Source organism: Haloarcula salina (assembly GCF_010119195.1).
In the GTDB taxonomy this organism is placed as follows: Archaea; Halobacteriota; Halobacteria; order Halobacteriales; family Haloarculaceae; genus Haloarcula; species Haloarcula salina.
Genome location: NZ_WRXL01000003.1, coordinates 141904 through 158709 on the forward strand (window position 1 = coordinate 141904; position 16806 = coordinate 158709).

Below are 16806 nucleotides of genomic sequence, written 5' to 3' on the forward strand. Positions count from 1 at the left end.
CGAGACCAAGGTGGTTTGCGTCTCGGAACGGCGCGGTCCGAAAAAATTGCGCGCTCAGCGACCTTCGAGTTCGCGTTCGAGGTCCTGCAGTCGGTCGATGCGCTTCTCCGTCGAGGGGTGCGTGCTGAACAGGCGGCCGATCCAGCCGACCTTGATGGGAATGATGAAGAAGGCGTTCATCTCCGCCTGGTCGCGCATGTCCTCTTTCGGGACCTTGTCCATCCGGCCGTCGATCTTCATCAGCGCGTTCGCGAGCGCCGAGGGCTTGCCGGTGATCATCGCGCCGCCGCGGTCGGCGGCGTACTCGCGGTAGCGGCTGAGCGCCCGGATGAGCAGGAACGAGACGATCCAGACGACCAGCGAGACGAGGATGGCGACGATGACCGGGACCTGCTGGCCGCCGCGTTCGCGGCCGCCGCTGAACAGCCAGCCCCAGCGGACGATGAGGAAGGCGATGGTCGAGAGGAACGACGCGATGGTCATCACCATCACGTCGCGGTTCTTGATGTGGGCCAGTTCGTGGGCCAGCACGCCCTCCAGTTCCTCCTGGTCGAGGGTGTTCATGATGCCCGTCGTCACGCAGACCGCCGAACTCTTCTTCGACCGGCCGGTCGCGAAGGCGTTGGGGACGCGGCTGTCGGCCACGGCGACCTTCGGTTTCGGGAGGTCGGCCTGCTGGGAGAGCCGGTCGATGGTCCGGTGGAGCTCGGGGTACTCCTCCGGGTCGACCTCTCTGGCGCCCATCGAGTACAGGGCGAGCTTGTCGCTGAAGAAGAACTGCGCCCCGAGGAACAGTCCCATGACGACGACGATAGCCGCGAGGTTAGTGAAGTACAGCGTGAGCGCTCCGACGAAGACGATGTACAGCGCGAACAGCAGGAACATCGTCAGGGCCATCCGGCCGCGGAGCCCCCAGTCCGTTTGCCACTCCATACTCGGGGCTAGGCGGGCGGCACTCTAAAACCTCGCCATCGTGGGAACGAGGCCCACGATCGCCGGCGGCGCCGGTCCACGGCCGCGTTCCGGCCGCCGTCTCGGCGCGTCGGTCGGTTCTGATCTGGACGGGCGGAAGTCGACAGACGGCGGCGACTGGGCGCGTGACAGCACGTCTCGCACAGCCCTCTTCACGGTCCACGGCGTACAATCTGCAATGACTACCAATCGCTCCAGCGGGTGGTTCCGCTGAACTGGCCCGCCACTCGCGCCGCGCTCGCGAACCGCCTCTCGGTCGACGCCCGCTACCGCGACGCCGCGCTGTTCGTCCTGCTCGCGGCGCTGTTCGGCGCGTCGTTCGTCTCCATCAAGACCGGGCTGCGCGAACTGCCGCCGGTGCTGTTCGCCGGCCTCCGGTTCGACGTCGCGGCGGTCGCGCTGCTCGCCTACGTCGCCGTCAGCCGGCCGCGGTCGGCGTGGCTCCCGCGCACTCGCGGGGACCTGCTCGGCATCGCGTCCGCGGCGGCGTTCCTCATCGCACTCAACAACGGCTTCCTGTTCCTGGGACAGGAGACGACCACGCCGGCGGTGGCGTCGGTCATGTACGGCCTGAACCCCATCCTGGCTCCCGTCTTCGCGTGGTGGCTGCTGGGCGACCGGCTCTCGCGGGTCGGCGCGCTCGGCATCGGAATCGCGCTGGCCGGCGTCGTCCTCATCGTCCGGCCGTCGCCGTCGTCGCTCGCCGACGCGAGCGCGGTCGGACAGGTGCTCGTCCTCGGCGCGGCCGCGGCGGTCGCCGTCGGGAGCGTCCTGCTCCGGCGCGTCGGCCCCCGCATGGAGAGCGTCGCCCTCACGGCGTGGGCGATGGCCGTCGGCGCGGTGTTGCTCCACGTCGTCAGCCTCGCGGCCGGCGAGTCGCCGGCGAGCGCACTGGGGGTCGGCCCCGCGACGGTCGCGAGCGTCGCCGCCCTCGCCATCCCGTCGACCGCGGTGGCCTACGCCATCTACTTCGGCCTCATCGACCGCGTCGGCCCGGTCCGCGCGAACCTCGTCGCGTACGTCGCGCCCGTCTTCGCGGCGCTCACGGGCTGGCTGGTCCTCGGCGCGGCGGTGTCGCCGTGGACGGTGGTCGGCTTCCTCGTCGTCGTCGCCGGCTTCGCGCTGATCGAGCGCCAGACGCTCGCCGCGGAGGTGCGGCGCTTCCGCGAGCGGACGCGCGAGACGCCGACCGCGACGCCGCCGTGTGACGATTAGGGTCGCCGGAACGGCTCGCTTGCGCCGGAACGCACGGCTTAAACGGCTCAGTACAGTAGGGCGGGTAATGAGCCGGTCGGGAGAGTTCTGTCCGCGCTGTGGCGACGAGATACCGGAGGAGGCCGACGAGCGCCCCGACCTCGGCGGGGCCGGCGGCGGCCGCAACACCGAGCGCGTCCTCTGTGACGCCTGTTACTTCGAGGAGTTCGACCTCGTGGACGCCCCCGACGTCGTGCAGGTCCGCGTCTGCTCGCGCTGTGGCGCGGTCCACAAGGGCAACCGCTGGGTCGACATCGGGGCCGAGGACTACACCGACATCGCCGTCGAGCAGGTCAGCGAGGCGCTGGGCGTCCACGTCGACGCCCAGTCGGTCGCCTGGCAGGTCGCGCCCGAACAGGTCGACCAGAACAACATCCGGATGCACGCCGAGTTCTCCGGCGTCATCCGCGGGACGCCCGTCACCGAACAGGTGGTCGTCCCCGTCCGCATCTCGCGGCAGACCTGCAAGCGCTGCGGGAAGATCGCCGGCGGCTCCTTCGCCAGCATCGTCCAGGTCCGGGCCGACGAGCGCGACCCCACGGACGAGGAGCGCGAGCGAGCCGAGGAGATCGCCCGCGAGTACGTCGCCGCCCGCGAGGAGACCGGCGACCGCAACGCGTTCGTCACGGAGGTCAAGGAGGTCGACGACGGCCTGAACATGAAGATCTCGACGAACCAGATGGGGCTGGGCATCGCCAAGCGCATCACCGCCCAGCTGGGCGGCTCGTACTCGGACTCGCGCCGCCTCATCACGGAGGACGAGGACGGCCAGGAGCTGTATCGGATGACCTACGCCGTCCGCCTGCCCCGGTACCGACGGGGCGAGGTCATCGACCCGGATGACGGCGACGGCCCCGTACTCGTGCGCTCGGTCCAGGGGAACCTCAAGGGCGTGCGGCTGGCGACGGGCGCGGACTACGAGGCCAGCTTCGAGGCGGGCGACGCGCCCGACGCCGAGCGCCTCGGGTTCCGCGAGGACGCCGTGCCGACGACCCTCGTCGCCGTCGAGGACGAGAACGCGGTGCAGGTGCTCGACCCCGAGACGTTCGAGAGCGTGACCGTCCCGCGTCCGGACTACCTCGACACCGACGCCGACGAGGTCCCGGTACTGAAGAGCCAGGCCGGACTGCACGTCCTGCCCGACGACGGGGGCGACGCGGGCGACGATGCCTGAGGACGCCGCCGATTCTGGACCGGACGCCGACGGCGGCGACGACCAACGCCTGGCCGCGGTCGTCGCCAAGCCCCGCTCGCAGATCGCCATCGAGTCGCTCCGTGACGAGGGCGTCTACGACGACGGCCGGAGCGTCGTCGAGTGGACCGACGAGACCGTCGCCGCCCCGGTGACGGCCCCGCCGCGGGAGACGCCGGTCCGCGAGGTCGTCCGACAGGTCGGCGAACCGCGCCTGCGCACGCTCGACGACCACCTTCGCGAGCGGGGCTGGACCGACGCCGAGATCGACGCCGCGCCGGGGTCGTGGGCGGTGCTCGGCTCGGTCGTGCTCGTCGACATGGGCGACAGCCCGCGGCCCCGGGAGGTGGGCGAGGCGCTGCTCGCGCTCCACGGGGAGGCCGACACGGTGCTGGCCCGGCACGGCATCTCCGGCGCTCACCGAGAGCCGAGCGTCGAGGTCGTCGCCGGCGTCGGGGACACGGAAACGGTCCACACCGAGCACGGGACCCGGTACGCGATGGACCTCGCCGAAGTCATGTTCTCGCCGGGGAACAAGGCCGAGCGGGCGCGGATGGGGGACGTGGTGCGCGAGGGGCGGGGGACCCGGCCCTCGGGACGAGCGAGCGGTGAAGCCGCGAGCGACGGCGAGCGCGTGCTCGACATGTTCGCCGGCATCGGCTACTTCACGCTCCCGATGGCCCGCGCCGGGGCCACTGTCACGGCCGTCGAGCGCAACCCGACGGCATTTCGCTACCTCGTCGAGAACGTCAGGCTCAACCGCGTCGACGAGCGGGTCCACGCCTACCGCGCAGACTGCCGGGAGGTCGTGCGCGCGGGCCTGACCGACGAGAAGGGCCGCGAGGGGGACGAACGGGACGCGGAGCGGCCCGTGAGTCAGGGCTTCGCGGCGGAGGCGCGCGCCGACCGCGTGGTGATGGGCTACTACGAAGCACACGAGTACCTCGACAGCGCACTGGCTGCGCTCGCGCCCGGCGGCGTCCTCCACATGCACGAGGCGACGCCGGACGCGCTGGTGTTCGACCGCCCGCTCGACAGACTCGAAGCGGCGGCGGCCGACGCCGGCCGGTCAGTCGAGATCCTCGACACCCGTCGCGTCAAGGCGTACAGCGAGGGCGTCGCCCACGTCGTCGTCGACGCCAGAATCGAGTGACTCCCGACTGGGGCGTGGCACCACGAGCGACGCGAAGTCAGTTCGGGACCGAGAAGTATCGCATCTGATAGGAATCCGGATAACGCCACGGACGGTCACTTCGCGTCCGGGCCTAGAACGAATTGACATGTGCTCGTTTTCGGAACCGTCTGTCTCAGGCTTCCTTCGCGAGACGTACCCGAGTACGTTCGATTCGACCGGCCCCGACTCCCGACGAAATTGGGGGAGAGTCCGGACGGAGTCTCGGCGCAGTTCGGAGACAATCATGTCAGAATTCGGAAAATTGGTTTAGGGCCGGCCTGCCTCGGTCGTGGTGTAGCCATGAACCCATCCGACGACACGGCAGACCGGACGCGACGCGCATTCCTCGGCACGACCGCCTCGCTGAGTCTGGCCGCGCTGGCCGGCTGCGCGGGGAGCGGCGACGGCGGCTCGGCCACCGAAACCGACGCGATGGAGACGGAGACGATGGACACCGAGACGGAGGCGATGGCGACCGAGACCGAGACGCCGACGCCGCCGGCCGACGACGTGCCCGTCCTGAACTACGCGCTGACGCTCGAACACTTAGAGAACGCCTTTTACCGCGAGGGCCTGGAGACGTTCAGCGACGACGAACTGATGAACGCCGACGTGCTCGCCGACTTCGGCGAGCGCGTGCGCATGGAGGTGCCCGACTACCTGCGGACGGTGGGCGACCACGAGGCCGCCCACGTCAGCGCCATCAGCGACACCGTCGAGCAACTGAACGGCACGCCGGTCGCGGAGGCCGAGTACGACTTCGGCTACGAGACCCCCAGCGAGTTCCTCGCCGTCGCGGAAGCCCTGGAGAACACCGGCGTCGCCGCCTACGCCGGGGCCGCACCGATGGTCGTGAACAACGACGTGCTGGCCGCGGCCGCGGGCATCCACAGCGTCGAGGCCCGCCACGCCGCCTTCCTGAACCTCGTCAACGGTTCGTCGCCGTTCCCGGCGGCCGTCGACGAGGCCAGTTCGATGAGCGAGGTGCTGGAGGTCGCCGGCCAGTTCGTCACGAACGAGGTCGACGCGAGCGCCTACGAACTCGGCGACGACCGCGCGACCCCCGACCGCAAGGCCGACGACGACACCTCGGACGTGAACGTCCTGAACTACGCGCTGACGCTCGAACACCTGGAGAACGCCTTCTACCGCGAGGGCCTGGAGACGTTCAGCGACGACGAACTGATGAGCGCCGACGCGCTCTCGGCCTTCGGCGACGAGGTCCGCGCGATGGTACCCGACCACCTCCGGACGGTGGGCGACCACGAGGCCGCCCACGTCAGCGCCATCAGCGACACCGTGACCGAACTCGGCGGGACGCCGGTCGAGGAGGCCGAGTACGACTTCGGCTACGAGACCCCCAGCGAGTTCCTCGGAGTCGCGCGGGCGCTGGAGAACACCGGCGTCGCCGCCTACAAGGGAGCCGCGCCGACGGTGTCGAACGACCAGGTGTTCTCGGCCGCCATCGGCATCCACAGCGTCGAGGCCCGCCACGCCGCCATGCTCAACGAACTCAACGCCGAATCTCCCTTCCCCGCGGCGGTCGACGAGCCACAGACGATGGCCGAGGTCACCGAAGTCGCCGGCCAGTTCATCGTCGAGAACTGATCGAGCGCGGCCGGCCGAGTCGACGGTCTTAGGTAGGGCGCTCGAGTGTTTCTGGGCAATGGAGGCGGTCCTCTGGTACGTGCTCGCGGGGACGCGCGGCGGGTACAACCGCGCCCGGATCCTGCGCCGCATCGACGAGCGGCCCCGGAACCCCAATCAGCTCGCCGAGGACCTGGACCTCAACTACGACACCGTCCGCCACCACCTCGACGTGCTGGCCGACAACGACGTCGTGACCGCCAGCGGCGACGACTACGGCGCGGTGTACCTACCGACCGAGACGGCCAGGAACCACTGGGCCGTCGTCGAAGACATCCTCGAGACACTCGACAATGACTGAGAACACTCACAGCCCCGAGACGACCGGCGACCCGCCGAGGGAGGCGCGCCGATGAGTCTCTGGCTCGACCTGGCCCGCATCGCGAGCGCCCTGAACGTCCTGTTGCTCCTCGCGCTCGGCGCGGTGTGGGCGCGGAGCTATCTGCGACTGCGCTCGAAACACACGCTCGGGATGCTGGTGTTCGCGGCGCTGCTCTGCGTCGAGAACGTGTTCGCGCTGTACGTCTACTTCCTCGATCCGCTCCTGTCGGTGTGGTTCAGCACGAAGGTCCCCGACCCGGCGTGGCAGGCGATGGTCGCGTTCCACGTTCTGGAGACCGCCGCGCTGGCCTTCCTGACGTGGGTCACCCTCGACTGAGTCGGGCGTAACGCCTAATTACGCCAGCGGTCAAAGGGGGGGTATGGATAGACAGCAGGTCATCGCCATCGCGCTCGTCGTGCTGATGCTCGGGTCGTCTATGGCCTACGGGCTCACCTTCTTCTTCTAGTCCCACACGTCCGAGAGGGGATGGCTCCCGTCGCCCGAGCGCGACCGCGAGCGGTCGTGCCGGCGCTTCGCGCCCGAACTGACGGCCGCGAGCGCCCGGTCCGGTGCGAATCCCGGGAGGTCCGGCTCCGAGAGGCGGTCGACCTGCTCGCGGAACCAGTCGGGCATGTCGTGGTCGGCGCGCTCGAAGAGGTCCAGCAGCGACGAGTCCGCGAGGTACGTCGCGCCGTGGTCGTCGGGCGCGCGCACGACGCGGCCGCAGGCCTGGATGACCGTCCGCAGCGCCGTCCGATAGTACCAGCCCCACTGACCGTCTTCGAGGCGCTGGGCGACGCGGGAGTCTCGCGTGTTCGGGTACGGGGCCTTACACAGCACCTGCCAGCGACAGAGGTCGCCCTCCAGGTCCAGCGCCTCCTCCATCTTCACCGAGAGGAACACGTCGGGGTTGTCGCTGCGCTTCCACGCCGAGAGCGCGCCGTCGCGGCCGTCCTTGTCGTGCGTGCGGACCCGGACCCCGACGCCGAGGTCGTCGAGGAGGTCGTTCAACTGCTCCTGAATCGCGTAGGAGTGACAGTGGATCAGCCCCTTCTCGTCGGGGTGGCGGGCCATGATGCGGACGATGGAGCGGGCGATCTTCGGGAGCGTGTCGTCGCGGTGCTCGTAGGTCATCTTCCCCTGGGCCACGTCGTACAGCGGCCGGTTCTCGACGGGGAAGGTGTGGCCGACCTCCACGAGCGCGACGTTGTCCGGGTCGAGACCGACGTTCGCGCAGAACGCCTCCTTGTTGAGGATGGTCGCCGACAGCAGGGCGAAGCGGTTGCCCCGCTCCCAGACGGTGTGATTGAGGTAGCGCTCGGGGTTCATCGGCTTGATCGTGACCGGCGCGCCCTCGCGGTCGGCCTGGTCGACGACCCACGTCGTCGCGCTCTCGGTGTCGGTGTAGTCCTCGCGGAACCACCCGAGGTCCTGGCGGAGCGTGTTCAGCGAGTCGCGCTCGGCGACTTCGTCGCCAGTCAGTTCCTCCTTCCGGCGTAGTTCCTTCACGCGGCGCTCGGCGAGGTGTTCGACGCGCTCGGTGAACGAGACGGCCTCGTCCAGCCCGTCGATGGCGGGCACGTCGAGGTCGCGCCACATCGGAATGGTCTCTGGCGAGAGGTCGATGGTGGCGTACATCTCGGCCCACTCGCCCAGGCCGTGGGCCTCGTCGATGACCACCACGTCGCGCTTACCGAACACGTCGCTGCCGGCGGTCTGCATGAAGTACGCCAGCGTCATCGCGGCGATGCGGCGGTTCGAGGCGATGGCGCGGTCGGAGAAGTACGGACAGCGGTGCTTGACCTGGCAGTCGAACTGTCGCTCGCGCACGCACGGGGCCTGGTTCACCGGCGTGTCCGTCTCGCCGGGGAGGATGCAGTCGTAGTTGTTCTTCCCGCGGATGACACAGAGGTCTTCGAGCAGGGCGTCCTCGGCCACGTCGTCCAGCTGGGACACCTGCGGCGTCGTGTAGTAGGCGTCCACGACCTGCTCCGGAGCCGCCTCGCCCGCGGTCCGGGCGCAGCCGGCGATGGCCCGCGCGAGCAGGGACTTCCCGCTCCCGGTCGGCGCGCGGACTAGGACCACGTCGTTGCCGCGTTCGAAGGCCGCGCGGATGTCGGCCAGGGCCTGCTTCTGGTTGCCCCGGTAAGAGGGGGCGGGGAACTCGTCGTGAATCCGCGCGGGGTACACGCGAGAAGGCAACGGGCGAGGCGGCCTAAACCTTTCTTGTCGCCCAACGAGCCCCGTTCGCTCGTGGGTCGTGTTCACACCCACACGGTCGTGGTACTGCAACTCTCGGAAGCCTTATACATATACCCCCTGTACGAATATATGCAATGGCAAACGGTAAGGTTGATTTCTTCAACGACACAGGCGGTTACGGTTTCATCTCGACTGACGACGCGGACGATGACGTGTTCTTCCACATGGAAGACGTCGGCGGTCCGGACCTCGAAGAAGGCGAGGAGATCGAATTCGACATCGAACAGGCCGACAAGGGCCCCCGCGCGACGAACGTCGTCCGCAACTAAGCAGATTTCCGGTCGTCTCAGCGACCACATCTGATACTTGTTCTTATCCGAAATCACTCGACGAGCAGTGCGTACAGCACGGCACAGAGCCCCGCGACGGTCACGAGTCCTCTGACGAGTAACACGATTCCAGCCCCGGCACCCGTCCAGTCGGCGAGCGTGACGGCGGCGTAGACGCCGGCGGTCAGCGACGCGATACCGACGGCGAGCCACCGCATCCCCGGCGCGTCGTTGCGCCGGTAGCCGCGGTAGGCAAGCGAGGCGACGAACAGTCCGACGACGGCCGTCAACGCCCGCGAGAGTTCCGCGACGGCGTCCGGTGCGAGCAGGTCGAGGGGAGCCATCACGACGACTCACCCCCGTAGACGGTCCACAGGATCGTTCCGAGCCCCAGCAGTTCGCAGGCGCTCACGAGGAGCGAGCGCCCGACGAGGCCGACACCGGTGGCCGTGGGGAGCGCGATGCGGAGCAGTTCCGGGACGGTCGTGAGCAAGAGGAGGCCAACGGCGAGCGTCAGCATTCCCGTCCGTCCCGGCCCGCGACGGTAGCCGCGGACGAGGACGACGGCGATGGCGGCCGAGAGCCCGACCGAGAGAACCGAGAGCGCGACGACGGCCAGCGCGATTCCCGGATCGGTTCCGCCCGTACGTATCTGCAGTAGTGTCGCGAACATCTCAGGACAGCCCCTCGAACAGGTCAGTGAATCGGTCCGCCGGGTCCTTCGAGGACCGCGTGACCGCCACGTCGCACGTCCCGTCGGCGAACGTGACGGTCACGTCCTCGACGGTCGCCACGTAGCGCTTGTAGTGGTGGCCGTCGGGGTCGACGGCCTGCCGTTCGGCGACGAGATCGGCCGCTTCGAGTCGGTCGAGGCGGCGATACGCCGTCGGGTCGGACATCTCGCAGGCCGCACAGAGTTCGGAGACGGACATCGGTCCGGTGGTGAGTTCGGCGATGATGGCCCGCGCGTACTCGTCTTCGAGCAGGGCGAGCAGTTCGTCGTCGCCGACCGCGTCCATGGTCGCTTCGAGCGAGCGAGACGCAATAAAAACGTCCCACCGGCTTCCGAAGCGGAAGCGGTGCCCGCGGTGATACGTGGCTACCGGCCGGCTGTCCGGATATGTCACCGGAATCACTGGAACAGCGAGACGGCCGAGAGACCCAGAGTGTCGTCGATCGGGTCGTCTCTCGCGTCGTCTGGCCGATCTGGAACAGCGCGGACGGCAGGCTCAGAGCGCCGCTTCGCGCGGTGTTGCCGATGGTGCTGTCGTTTCTCGCCCTCGCGGCCCTGCAGTCCGTCGTTCGAGCGCGGCTCGCGCACCCGATCCGAGAACCGATCGAAGCGGCCGGAATCGGGGCGATCCTCGTCGCGACGATCCTCGGCGGTGCGTGGGTCATCGACCGTCGACCGATCGGCGAGTACGGCCTGTCGCTCGACCGCCGCTGGTGGCGGTCGTTCGCCGTCGGCGGCGCGATAGCGACCGTCGTCAACGCCGGAGCGCTGGCCGTCGCGGTCGGCGCGGGCTGGGCCACGGTCGTCGGCATCGCGGAGGGGGCGGGCGACCTTTCGTTTCCGGCGGCGATGGTCGTCGTCTTCAGTTACGTCGCCCTCGCGTCGGCGTGGGAGGAGGTCGTCTTCCGCGGCGCGATGCTAAAGAACCTCGCCGAAGGCGCGGACGGACCCGTCCCGCAGTGGGCCGCGGTCGGAATGGCAGTGCTCGCGAGTTCGCTCGTCTTCGCCCTCCTGCACGGGGGCAAGGTCGACCACCCGAGCCAGTACGGCTACTACCTGCTCGCCGGACTGCTCCTGAGCGGCGCGTACGTGCTCACCGGCGACCTCGCGCTCCCGATCGGCTTTCACGTCTGGTACAACTTCACCCAGAGCGCGGTGTTCGGTCTCGGCCACTCACAGCGGACGCCCGAACTGCTCGCCGTCGAGATCGTCGGGCCAGCGCGCTGGGTCGGGGAAGAAGGGATCGTCTACATGCTCTTCGTGGCCCTCGGTGGCCTCCTGTTACTGGCGTTCGTTCGCTGGCGCGACGGCCGTCTCGGTATCGACGAGCGCGTGACGCGGTGGACGCCACGATCCGAACGCGAGACGCGCCGTCGTTAGAGGTCGGCTACGTCCGCCGCCGTCACCTCGCGGTCGTCGGGGAGGCGGTCGATGCAGTCGTAACAGAGGAAGTGTTCGGTGTCGTCGCCCAGTTCCAGCACGATTCCCTCGGTGGGATCGTTCGTCAGCGACCAGATGTCGGCGATGCCGCCGGCTATCGACACCTTCCGTCCGCATCCGTCGCATGGGCGAGACGCCATCTGGGTATAGTTATGGACCGTGTACACTTCAAGGTAGACGGGTCCTTCGAACCGTTCAAAACGGTGAACTCTCGACATACTTTTGTCGTCCGCTGGGTTGCTTGCACGTAATGCACATTCTCGTTACAGGGGGTGCCGGCTTCATCGGCGGACACCTGGCACAGCGGTTCGCGGCAGACGGTCACGACGTTGTCGTACTGGACAACCGCGATCCCTTCTACGATCTCGATATCAAGCGACACAACATCGAAGCCGGACAGACAGCCGCCGCGGACGGCGACGGGAGCTACGAGTTCATCGCGGGCGACGTTCGCGACGCGGAGTTGGTGACCGACCTCGTCGCCGACGCCGACTACGTCTACCACCAGGCGGCCCAGGCCGGCGTCCGCCCGAGCGTCAAGGACCCGCGCAAGTACGACGAGGTGAACGTCGACGGGACGCTGAACCTCCTCGACGCCTGCCGCGACGAGGGCATCGAGCGGTTCGTGATGGCCTCCTCGTCGTCCGTGTACGGCAAGCCCCAGTACCTTCCGTACGACGAGGAGCACCCGACGACGCCCGTCTCGCCCTACGGCGCGTCGAAGCTCGCGGCCGAGCGCTACGCCTGCGCCTACAGCGAGGTGTACGACCTCCCGGCCGTCGCGCTGCGCTACTTCACCGTCTACGGGCCGCGAATGCGCCCGAACATGGCCATCTCGAACTTCGTCTCGCGGTGTCACAACGGCGAGCCGCCGGTCATCTACGGCGACGGCACGCAGACGCGCGACTTCACCTACATCGAGGACGTCATCGAGGCCAACATGACGCTGCTTGACGAGGACGCCGCCGACGGCATGGCCCTGAATATCGGCTCGACGGACAACATCGAGATCAAGACGCTCGCCACCGAGATCCGCGACCAGATCGATCCCGATCTCGACCTCGTGTACGAGGAGCGCCACGACGCCGATGCCGAACACACCCACGCCGCGACCGACCGGGCCGAGGAACTGCTGGGCTACGACCCGGACCACACCATCCGGGAGGGCGTCGCGAGGTTCATCGACTGGTACCGCGAGAACCGCGACTGGTACGAGCCGCTCGTGCGACAGTCCTGAGGCGGCGGTTCGGAGAGGCGGCGGTCCTGACACTGAGACGCCAGTCAGACGGCGGCTTTAACCGCGTCCCGACCTGCAGAGTGGGTATGCACGTCCTGGTGACGGGCGCGACGGGGTTCGTCGGGAGCCACCTCGTTCCCGCGCTCCGCGCGGCGGACCACGAGGTTCGGGCGCTCGTCCGCGACCCCGAGCGATACGACGGGCCCGAGGCCGTCGACGTCGTCACGGGCGATCTGCTCGACGCCGGGAGCTTCGAGGCCGCCCTGGACGGCGTCGACGCCGCGTACTACCTCGTCCACTCGATGCACGCCGGCGACGACTACGCCGAGCGCGACCGGCGGGCCGCGCGGAACTTCCGGCAGGCGGCCGACGACTCGGGGGTCGACCGCGTGATCTATCTCGGCGGCCTCGGCGAGGACGACGCCGCGCTCTCGGAGCATCTCCGGTCCCGGCGCGAGGTCGAGTTCGTCCTCGGTGAGGGGACCTACGATCTGACGACGTTCCGGGCGGCGATCGTCATCGGCGCGGGGTCGGCGAGCTTCCGGATGATCCGCGAACTGACCGCGCGGCTACCGGTGATGCTGACGCCGCGGTGGGTCCGGACCGACTGCCACCCCATCGCCATCGACGACGTGATCGCCTATCTCACGCGGGCACTCCGTGCACCGGCGGCCGGCGACGAGACGTACGAGATCGGCGGACCGGACGTGATGAGCTACGCGGAGATCCTGAAGCGGACGGGGCGACTCGTCGGGGCCGGGGAGCCGGTCATCGTTCCGGTCCCGGTGCTGACGCCGCGGCTGTCGGCGTACTGGGTCGGACTCATGACGGACGTGCCCTCGACGGTAGCCCGGCCGCTGATTCAGGGCCTGAAGACGCCGGTCGTGGCCGACGCGGGGCCAGTCCGCGAGGAGTTCGGGGTCGACCTGACGCCCTTCGACGAGGCGGTGGAACTGGCGCTCGACGAGCGGCGGTGTCTGGAAGCGGCCCGGGCGGCCGCGGTCGCGGGTGGTGCGAGCGGATGAGCGACGACGGCCCGCATCCCGAATACGGCGAGACGTGGGTGTACGAGAGCATCGTCGGCGCGCTCCCCGGCATCCAGGTACCCACGTGGGCGGCGATGGCGATACAGCTCCTCGTCTTCGAGGTGGCCATCGTCGGCCTGTCGTGGTACTACGGCGTCTGGAGCGCCGCCGTCGCCGGGACGGCCGTCGTGCTCGTCGCGACCATCGGGAGCGCGGAGATGCTTCGCATCAGCACGCTCGTCCGCCGCATCGACGTGCCAGAGACCTACCGGGCGCTGCTGTTCTCCTCGAACGTCGAGGTCGTCCTGTCCGTCCTCGCGTACATCGCGCTGTTGACGCACCTGTTCGTCTTCGACCCCCGGGTGAGCACCACACCGCTGTTCGAGCGCCTGTTCGGTCCCGAGCCGCCGGTGCTGGTGGTGTACCTGACGCTGCTCATCCTCTGGGACGTGAGCTACCGCATCGGCACGGGCTGGTGGGCCAGCGTCACGGGCCTGTGGCGGTCGGCGCGCTACCGGTTCGATCCCGAGACGGCGCGCGTGTTCGTCCGCGCCGACCTCGAGACCTGGGGCTTCGGCGTCCTCCAGCTCGTTCTCCTCCCGTTCGTACTGGACCAGCCGGTCCTGCTCGCGGCGCTGGTCGGTCACGTCGTGGCCGTGACAGTCGTGACGGCCGTCTCTGTGACGCTGTTACGAGTCCGGTCGAGAACGGCCGCTAGTCCGAGTTGATCTGCTTGAACTGATCCAGCAGTTCCTCGGTGGATTCGCCTCCGTCGTAGTCGACGGTCCCGTGATACGCTGTCCGGTCGTCGTCCTCCGAGAGGTCGACCTCGCTGTTCTTGCGCTCACGGCGTTCGTGTTCGTCGTCGTCATACGCGCCCATCGACATAGGTTACCACACTCGAGTTTGGCAGTTAGTACCTATCAATGTAACGGTGGTGTGGCAACAGTTGTTCAATTGATAAGAAAACGCGAGCGAACCACGACAGTCCGTGACGGCCGTCCCGTGGAGTTATCCGCGATATACGGCCGTTAGAGGGACGAGCGGAAAGGATCAGTCGTCGGCAACGGTCGGTTCCCCGGCCGAGCGCGGGTCGGCGTCGCGCCACGTCCCCCGGAAGAACCACGCGGCCGCGATGCCGGCGGCGAGGACGTTCGAGACGCCGAACGCCAGCCAGATGCCCTGTTCGGCCATCGAGTAGGCGAAGATGTCGACGATCTGCGGGCCGAACCACGCCGGGACGGCCACCGGGCGGGAAGCGATCCAGGCGATCGGCAGGCGGATGACGCCGAGCATCAGCACGGCCAGCGCGGCCGCGGTGAGCGTCTTGCCGGCTCCCCGAAAGCTGCCGGAGTAGGCCCTGACGATGCCGATGAAGCCGAACGTGGGCGCGACCCACTGGAGGAACTCGGCCCCGATGCGGACCACTTCGGGGTCGTCGCTGAAGACGCCGACGACGGCCGGCGCGGCGAAGAGCGTGACCGCGCCCAGCACCGTCAGTAAGACGAACGACACGCGCGCCGCGAAGTGGGTGGCCGTCGCCGCCCGGTCGGGACGGTCCGCCCCGAGGTTCTGTCCGGTCATGGTCTCGACGCCGCGGTCCATCGCGATAGCGGGCATGAACACCAGCGAGAACACGCGGATGCCGACGCCGAAGGCCGCGACGACCGTGACCGAGAACGTGCCGACGACGAACAGCATGGCGTTGACCGACAGCGCCCGGCCGGTGCCCTCGACGGACGCCGGGATACCGAGGCGCAGGAGCTTCGTGAGATACGACAGGTCGGGGGCCATGTCTCCCGCGCGGATGCGCACGCCGCGCGTGCCCGAGAGCAGGATGCCGAGGCCGACCACCAGCGCCACCGCGCGGGAGAAGATGGTCGCGATGGCCGCGCCGACGACGCCCATCTCGGGGAACACCCACCAGCCGAAGATGAGGAACGGATCGAGCACGATGTTGAGCACGACCGTCCCGAACATGACGAGCATCGGCGTGATCGTGTCGCCGGCCCCGCGCATCAGCGAGATGAACACGAAGAAGCCGAACATCGCCGTCAGACCGAGCGAGACTACCTGCAGGTAGCCGGTCGCGCCGGGCAGGACCTGCTCGGACGCGCCGAGCAGGCTGAGGAAGTCCTCGACGAAGAAGTAGCCGGTCACGCCGAGCACCACCGAGACGAGCAGGGCGAACGTCACCGTCTGGGAGGCGGCGTACTCGGCTTCGCGGTGCTCCTCGGCCCCGGTGTGCTGGGCGACCAGCACGCTCCCGGCGACCGACAGCCCCATCCCCAGCGAGATGAGCAGGAAGATCATCGGGAACGCGAAGGAGATGGCCGCCAGCGCCGTCGTCGAGTACTGGCCGAGCCAGAACGTGTCCGCGAGGTTGTACGCCACCTGGAGCAGGTTCGTGATGACGATTGGCAGCGAGAGGAACAGGAGCGGCTTGCCGATGTCGCCGCTGGTCAGGTCGAGGTCCTCCTGTCCCTTGAACAGGTCCCCGATCCGGTCGCCGAGGCCGCGGCCGTCGCTCATGCTTCGACCTCCGGGGACTCAGCCAGCAGGTGCGTCTGGACGTACTCCGCGAGCATGCGTCGGGTGCACTCGGTCGGTCGGCCGGCCGTGACGCGCTCGGTCGCGGCCCCGGTCAGGACGGTGACGACGAACCGCGCGGTCTCCTCGGGGTCGACGCCCTCGTCGAACGTCCCGTCGGCGACCCCGTCTTCGAGGATCGCTTCGAGTTCGTCCACGAGGAACTCGTCGAATCGCGTCAATCGCTCCCGAAAGCCCGGTTCGTAGGGTGCCTGCGCGCGGATTTCGAGGATCGCGGTCCCGAACGCCTCGCTGTCGTCCTCGGGCTTGTCGAGCACCGCGTCCACGAGCGCGAGCAGGCGCGCCCGAGGGTCCTCGCCCTCGGGGTCGCCGACGCGGTCGACGAAGCCGTCGTAGAGGTACTCGAGGAACGCACAGAGGAGGTCGTGCTTGCTGTCGTAGTGGTAGTGGAGGGAGGCCTTGCTCTTGTCCGACTCGTCGGCGATGTCCTGCATCGTCAGGTCGGCGTAGCCGTGGGAACACAGCGCACGGTAGGTCGCCCCCATGATGTCGTCGGCCGTGCCGCTGTCGCTCATTACGGCTAGCTAACTGACCGGTCAGTCAAGTAGTCGTCGGTTCCCGGTCTCCGTTCGATTTCGTGACACGATTGCGACGGGGTATCGAACACCACTGCGGTGCTCGGAGGGGGTCGAGCGCGAGCCGAGAGCGGGAGAGTCCCGCCGGTCAGCG

20 protein-coding genes are annotated in these 16806 nt (G+C 68.6%); 11 read left to right on the top strand and 9 right to left on the bottom strand.

Annotated features, from left to right (window positions below):
- Positions 1-54: 54 nt before the first annotated feature.
- Positions 55-933 (bottom strand): zinc metalloprotease HtpX, encoded by an 879-nt coding sequence (htpX, locus tag GM656_RS09135; RefSeq protein ID WP_162413364.1) that lies wholly within the window; start codon positions 931-933, stop codon positions 55-57.
- Positions 934-1173: 240 nt separating this feature from the next.
- Here htpX and GM656_RS09140 point away from each other — a divergent pair, with 240 nt between their 5' ends.
- The 6 genes from GM656_RS09140 (at position 1174) to GM656_RS09165 (ending at position 6897) form a co-directional block, all read left to right on the top strand.
- Entirely contained in the window at positions 1174-2187 is a 1014-nt protein-coding gene (locus tag GM656_RS09140; protein WP_241692733.1) for a DMT family transporter, read from the top strand.
- 67 nt (positions 2188-2254) lie between these two features.
- Positions 2255-3400: a 60S ribosomal export protein NMD3 gene (locus tag GM656_RS09145; RefSeq protein ID WP_162413365.1), complete on the top strand. Its 1146-nt coding sequence runs from the start codon at positions 2255-2257 to the stop codon at positions 3398-3400.
- A complete protein-coding gene (locus tag GM656_RS09150; RefSeq protein ID WP_162413366.1) occupies positions 3393-4571 on the top strand; it encodes a class I SAM-dependent methyltransferase in 1179 nt (392 codons plus the stop codon). The genes GM656_RS09145 and GM656_RS09150 overlap by 8 nt, the downstream gene beginning before the upstream one ends.
- Before the next feature lie 321 nt (positions 4572-4892).
- A complete protein-coding gene (locus GM656_RS09155; RefSeq protein WP_162413367.1) occupies positions 4893-6200 on the top strand; it encodes a ferritin-like domain-containing protein in 1308 nt (435 codons plus the stop codon).
- Positions 6201-6258: 58 nt separating this feature from the next.
- Positions 6259-6540, top strand: a complete 282-nt coding sequence (locus GM656_RS09160) for an ArsR/SmtB family transcription factor (protein WP_162413368.1) — start codon at positions 6259-6261, stop codon at positions 6538-6540.
- Positions 6541-6591: 51 nt separating this feature from the next.
- Complete coding sequence (locus GM656_RS09165; protein ID WP_162413369.1) at positions 6592-6897, top strand: hypothetical protein; 306 nt, start codon at positions 6592-6594, stop codon at positions 6895-6897.
- Positions 6898-7023: 126 nt separating this feature from the next.
- On the opposite strand, the gene GM656_RS09170 is transcribed toward GM656_RS09165, so the two are convergent.
- A complete protein-coding gene (locus GM656_RS09170) occupies positions 7024-8751 on the bottom strand; it encodes an ATP-dependent DNA helicase (protein ID WP_162413370.1) in 1728 nt (575 codons plus the stop codon).
- A gap of 146 nt (positions 8752-8897) precedes the next feature.
- On the opposite strand from GM656_RS09170, the gene GM656_RS09175 reads away from it, so the two are divergent.
- Entirely contained in the window at positions 8898-9092 is a 195-nt protein-coding gene (locus GM656_RS09175; protein WP_162413371.1) for a cold-shock protein, read from the top strand.
- Positions 9093-9145: 53 nt separating this feature from the next.
- On the opposite strand, the gene GM656_RS09180 is transcribed toward GM656_RS09175, so the two are convergent.
- The 3 genes from GM656_RS09180 to GM656_RS09190 are packed head-to-tail and all read right to left on the bottom strand — an operon-like array spanning position 9146 to position 10111.
- On the bottom strand, positions 9146-9439 hold the full coding sequence (locus GM656_RS09180; protein ID WP_162413372.1) for a DUF7521 family protein: 294 nt from the start codon (positions 9437-9439) through the stop codon (positions 9146-9148).
- The gene (locus tag GM656_RS09185) at positions 9436-9765 is read right to left on the bottom strand and encodes a hypothetical protein (protein WP_162413373.1); all 330 of its coding nucleotides are present in this window, start codon (positions 9763-9765) and stop codon (positions 9436-9438) included. The genes GM656_RS09180 and GM656_RS09185 overlap by 4 nt, the downstream gene beginning before the upstream one ends.
- 1 nt (position 9766) lies before the next feature.
- Entirely contained in the window at positions 9767-10111 is a 345-nt protein-coding gene (locus GM656_RS09190) for an ArsR/SmtB family transcription factor (RefSeq protein WP_162413374.1), read from the bottom strand.
- Positions 10112-10212: 101 nt separating this feature from the next.
- On the opposite strand from GM656_RS09190, the gene GM656_RS09195 reads away from it, so the two are divergent.
- Positions 10213-11205 carry a CPBP family intramembrane glutamic endopeptidase gene (locus GM656_RS09195; protein ID WP_162413375.1) on the top strand — a complete coding sequence of 331 codons (993 nt, stop codon included), beginning with the start codon at positions 10213-10215 and terminating at the stop codon, positions 11203-11205.
- Here GM656_RS09195 and GM656_RS09200 read toward each other — a convergent pair.
- The gene (locus tag GM656_RS09200) at positions 11202-11405 is read right to left on the bottom strand and encodes a DUF7561 family protein (RefSeq protein ID WP_162413376.1); all 204 of its coding nucleotides are present in this window, start codon (positions 11403-11405) and stop codon (positions 11202-11204) included. The two genes, GM656_RS09195 and GM656_RS09200, sit on opposite strands and share 4 nt — an antisense overlap.
- A 110-nt stretch (positions 11406-11515) precedes the next feature.
- Here GM656_RS09200 and GM656_RS09205 point away from each other — a divergent pair, with 110 nt between their 5' ends.
- The 3 genes from GM656_RS09205 (at position 11516) to GM656_RS09215 (ending at position 14255) form a co-directional block, all read left to right on the top strand.
- Positions 11516-12502: an SDR family oxidoreductase gene (locus tag GM656_RS09205; protein ID WP_162413377.1), complete on the top strand. Its 987-nt coding sequence runs from the start codon at positions 11516-11518 to the stop codon at positions 12500-12502.
- A gap of 86 nt (positions 12503-12588) precedes the next feature.
- Entirely contained in the window at positions 12589-13527 is a 939-nt protein-coding gene (locus GM656_RS09210; protein ID WP_162413378.1) for an NAD(P)H-binding protein, read from the top strand.
- Positions 13524-14255, top strand: a complete 732-nt coding sequence (locus GM656_RS09215) for a DUF7530 family protein (protein ID WP_162413379.1) — start codon at positions 13524-13526, stop codon at positions 14253-14255. Before GM656_RS09210 ends, GM656_RS09215 begins: the two co-directional genes overlap by 4 nt.
- Here the strand turns inward: GM656_RS09215 and GM656_RS09220 are convergent.
- The 3 genes from GM656_RS09220 to GM656_RS09230 all read right to left on the bottom strand — a co-directional run bounded on the left by GM656_RS09220 (position 14242) and on the right by GM656_RS09230 (position 16652).
- On the bottom strand, positions 14242-14415 hold the full coding sequence (locus tag GM656_RS09220) for a DUF5786 family protein (protein ID WP_241692735.1): 174 nt from the start codon (positions 14413-14415) through the stop codon (positions 14242-14244). The genes GM656_RS09215 and GM656_RS09220 overlap by 14 nt on opposite strands.
- Positions 14416-14580: 165 nt before the next feature.
- A complete protein-coding gene (locus GM656_RS09225; RefSeq protein WP_162413380.1) occupies positions 14581-16059 on the bottom strand; it encodes an MATE family efflux transporter in 1479 nt (492 codons plus the stop codon).
- Complete coding sequence (locus tag GM656_RS09230; protein ID WP_162413381.1) at positions 16056-16652, bottom strand: TetR/AcrR family transcriptional regulator; 597 nt, start codon at positions 16650-16652, stop codon at positions 16056-16058. Before GM656_RS09230 ends, GM656_RS09225 begins: the two co-directional genes overlap by 4 nt.
- Positions 16653-16806: the final 154 nt, after the last annotated feature.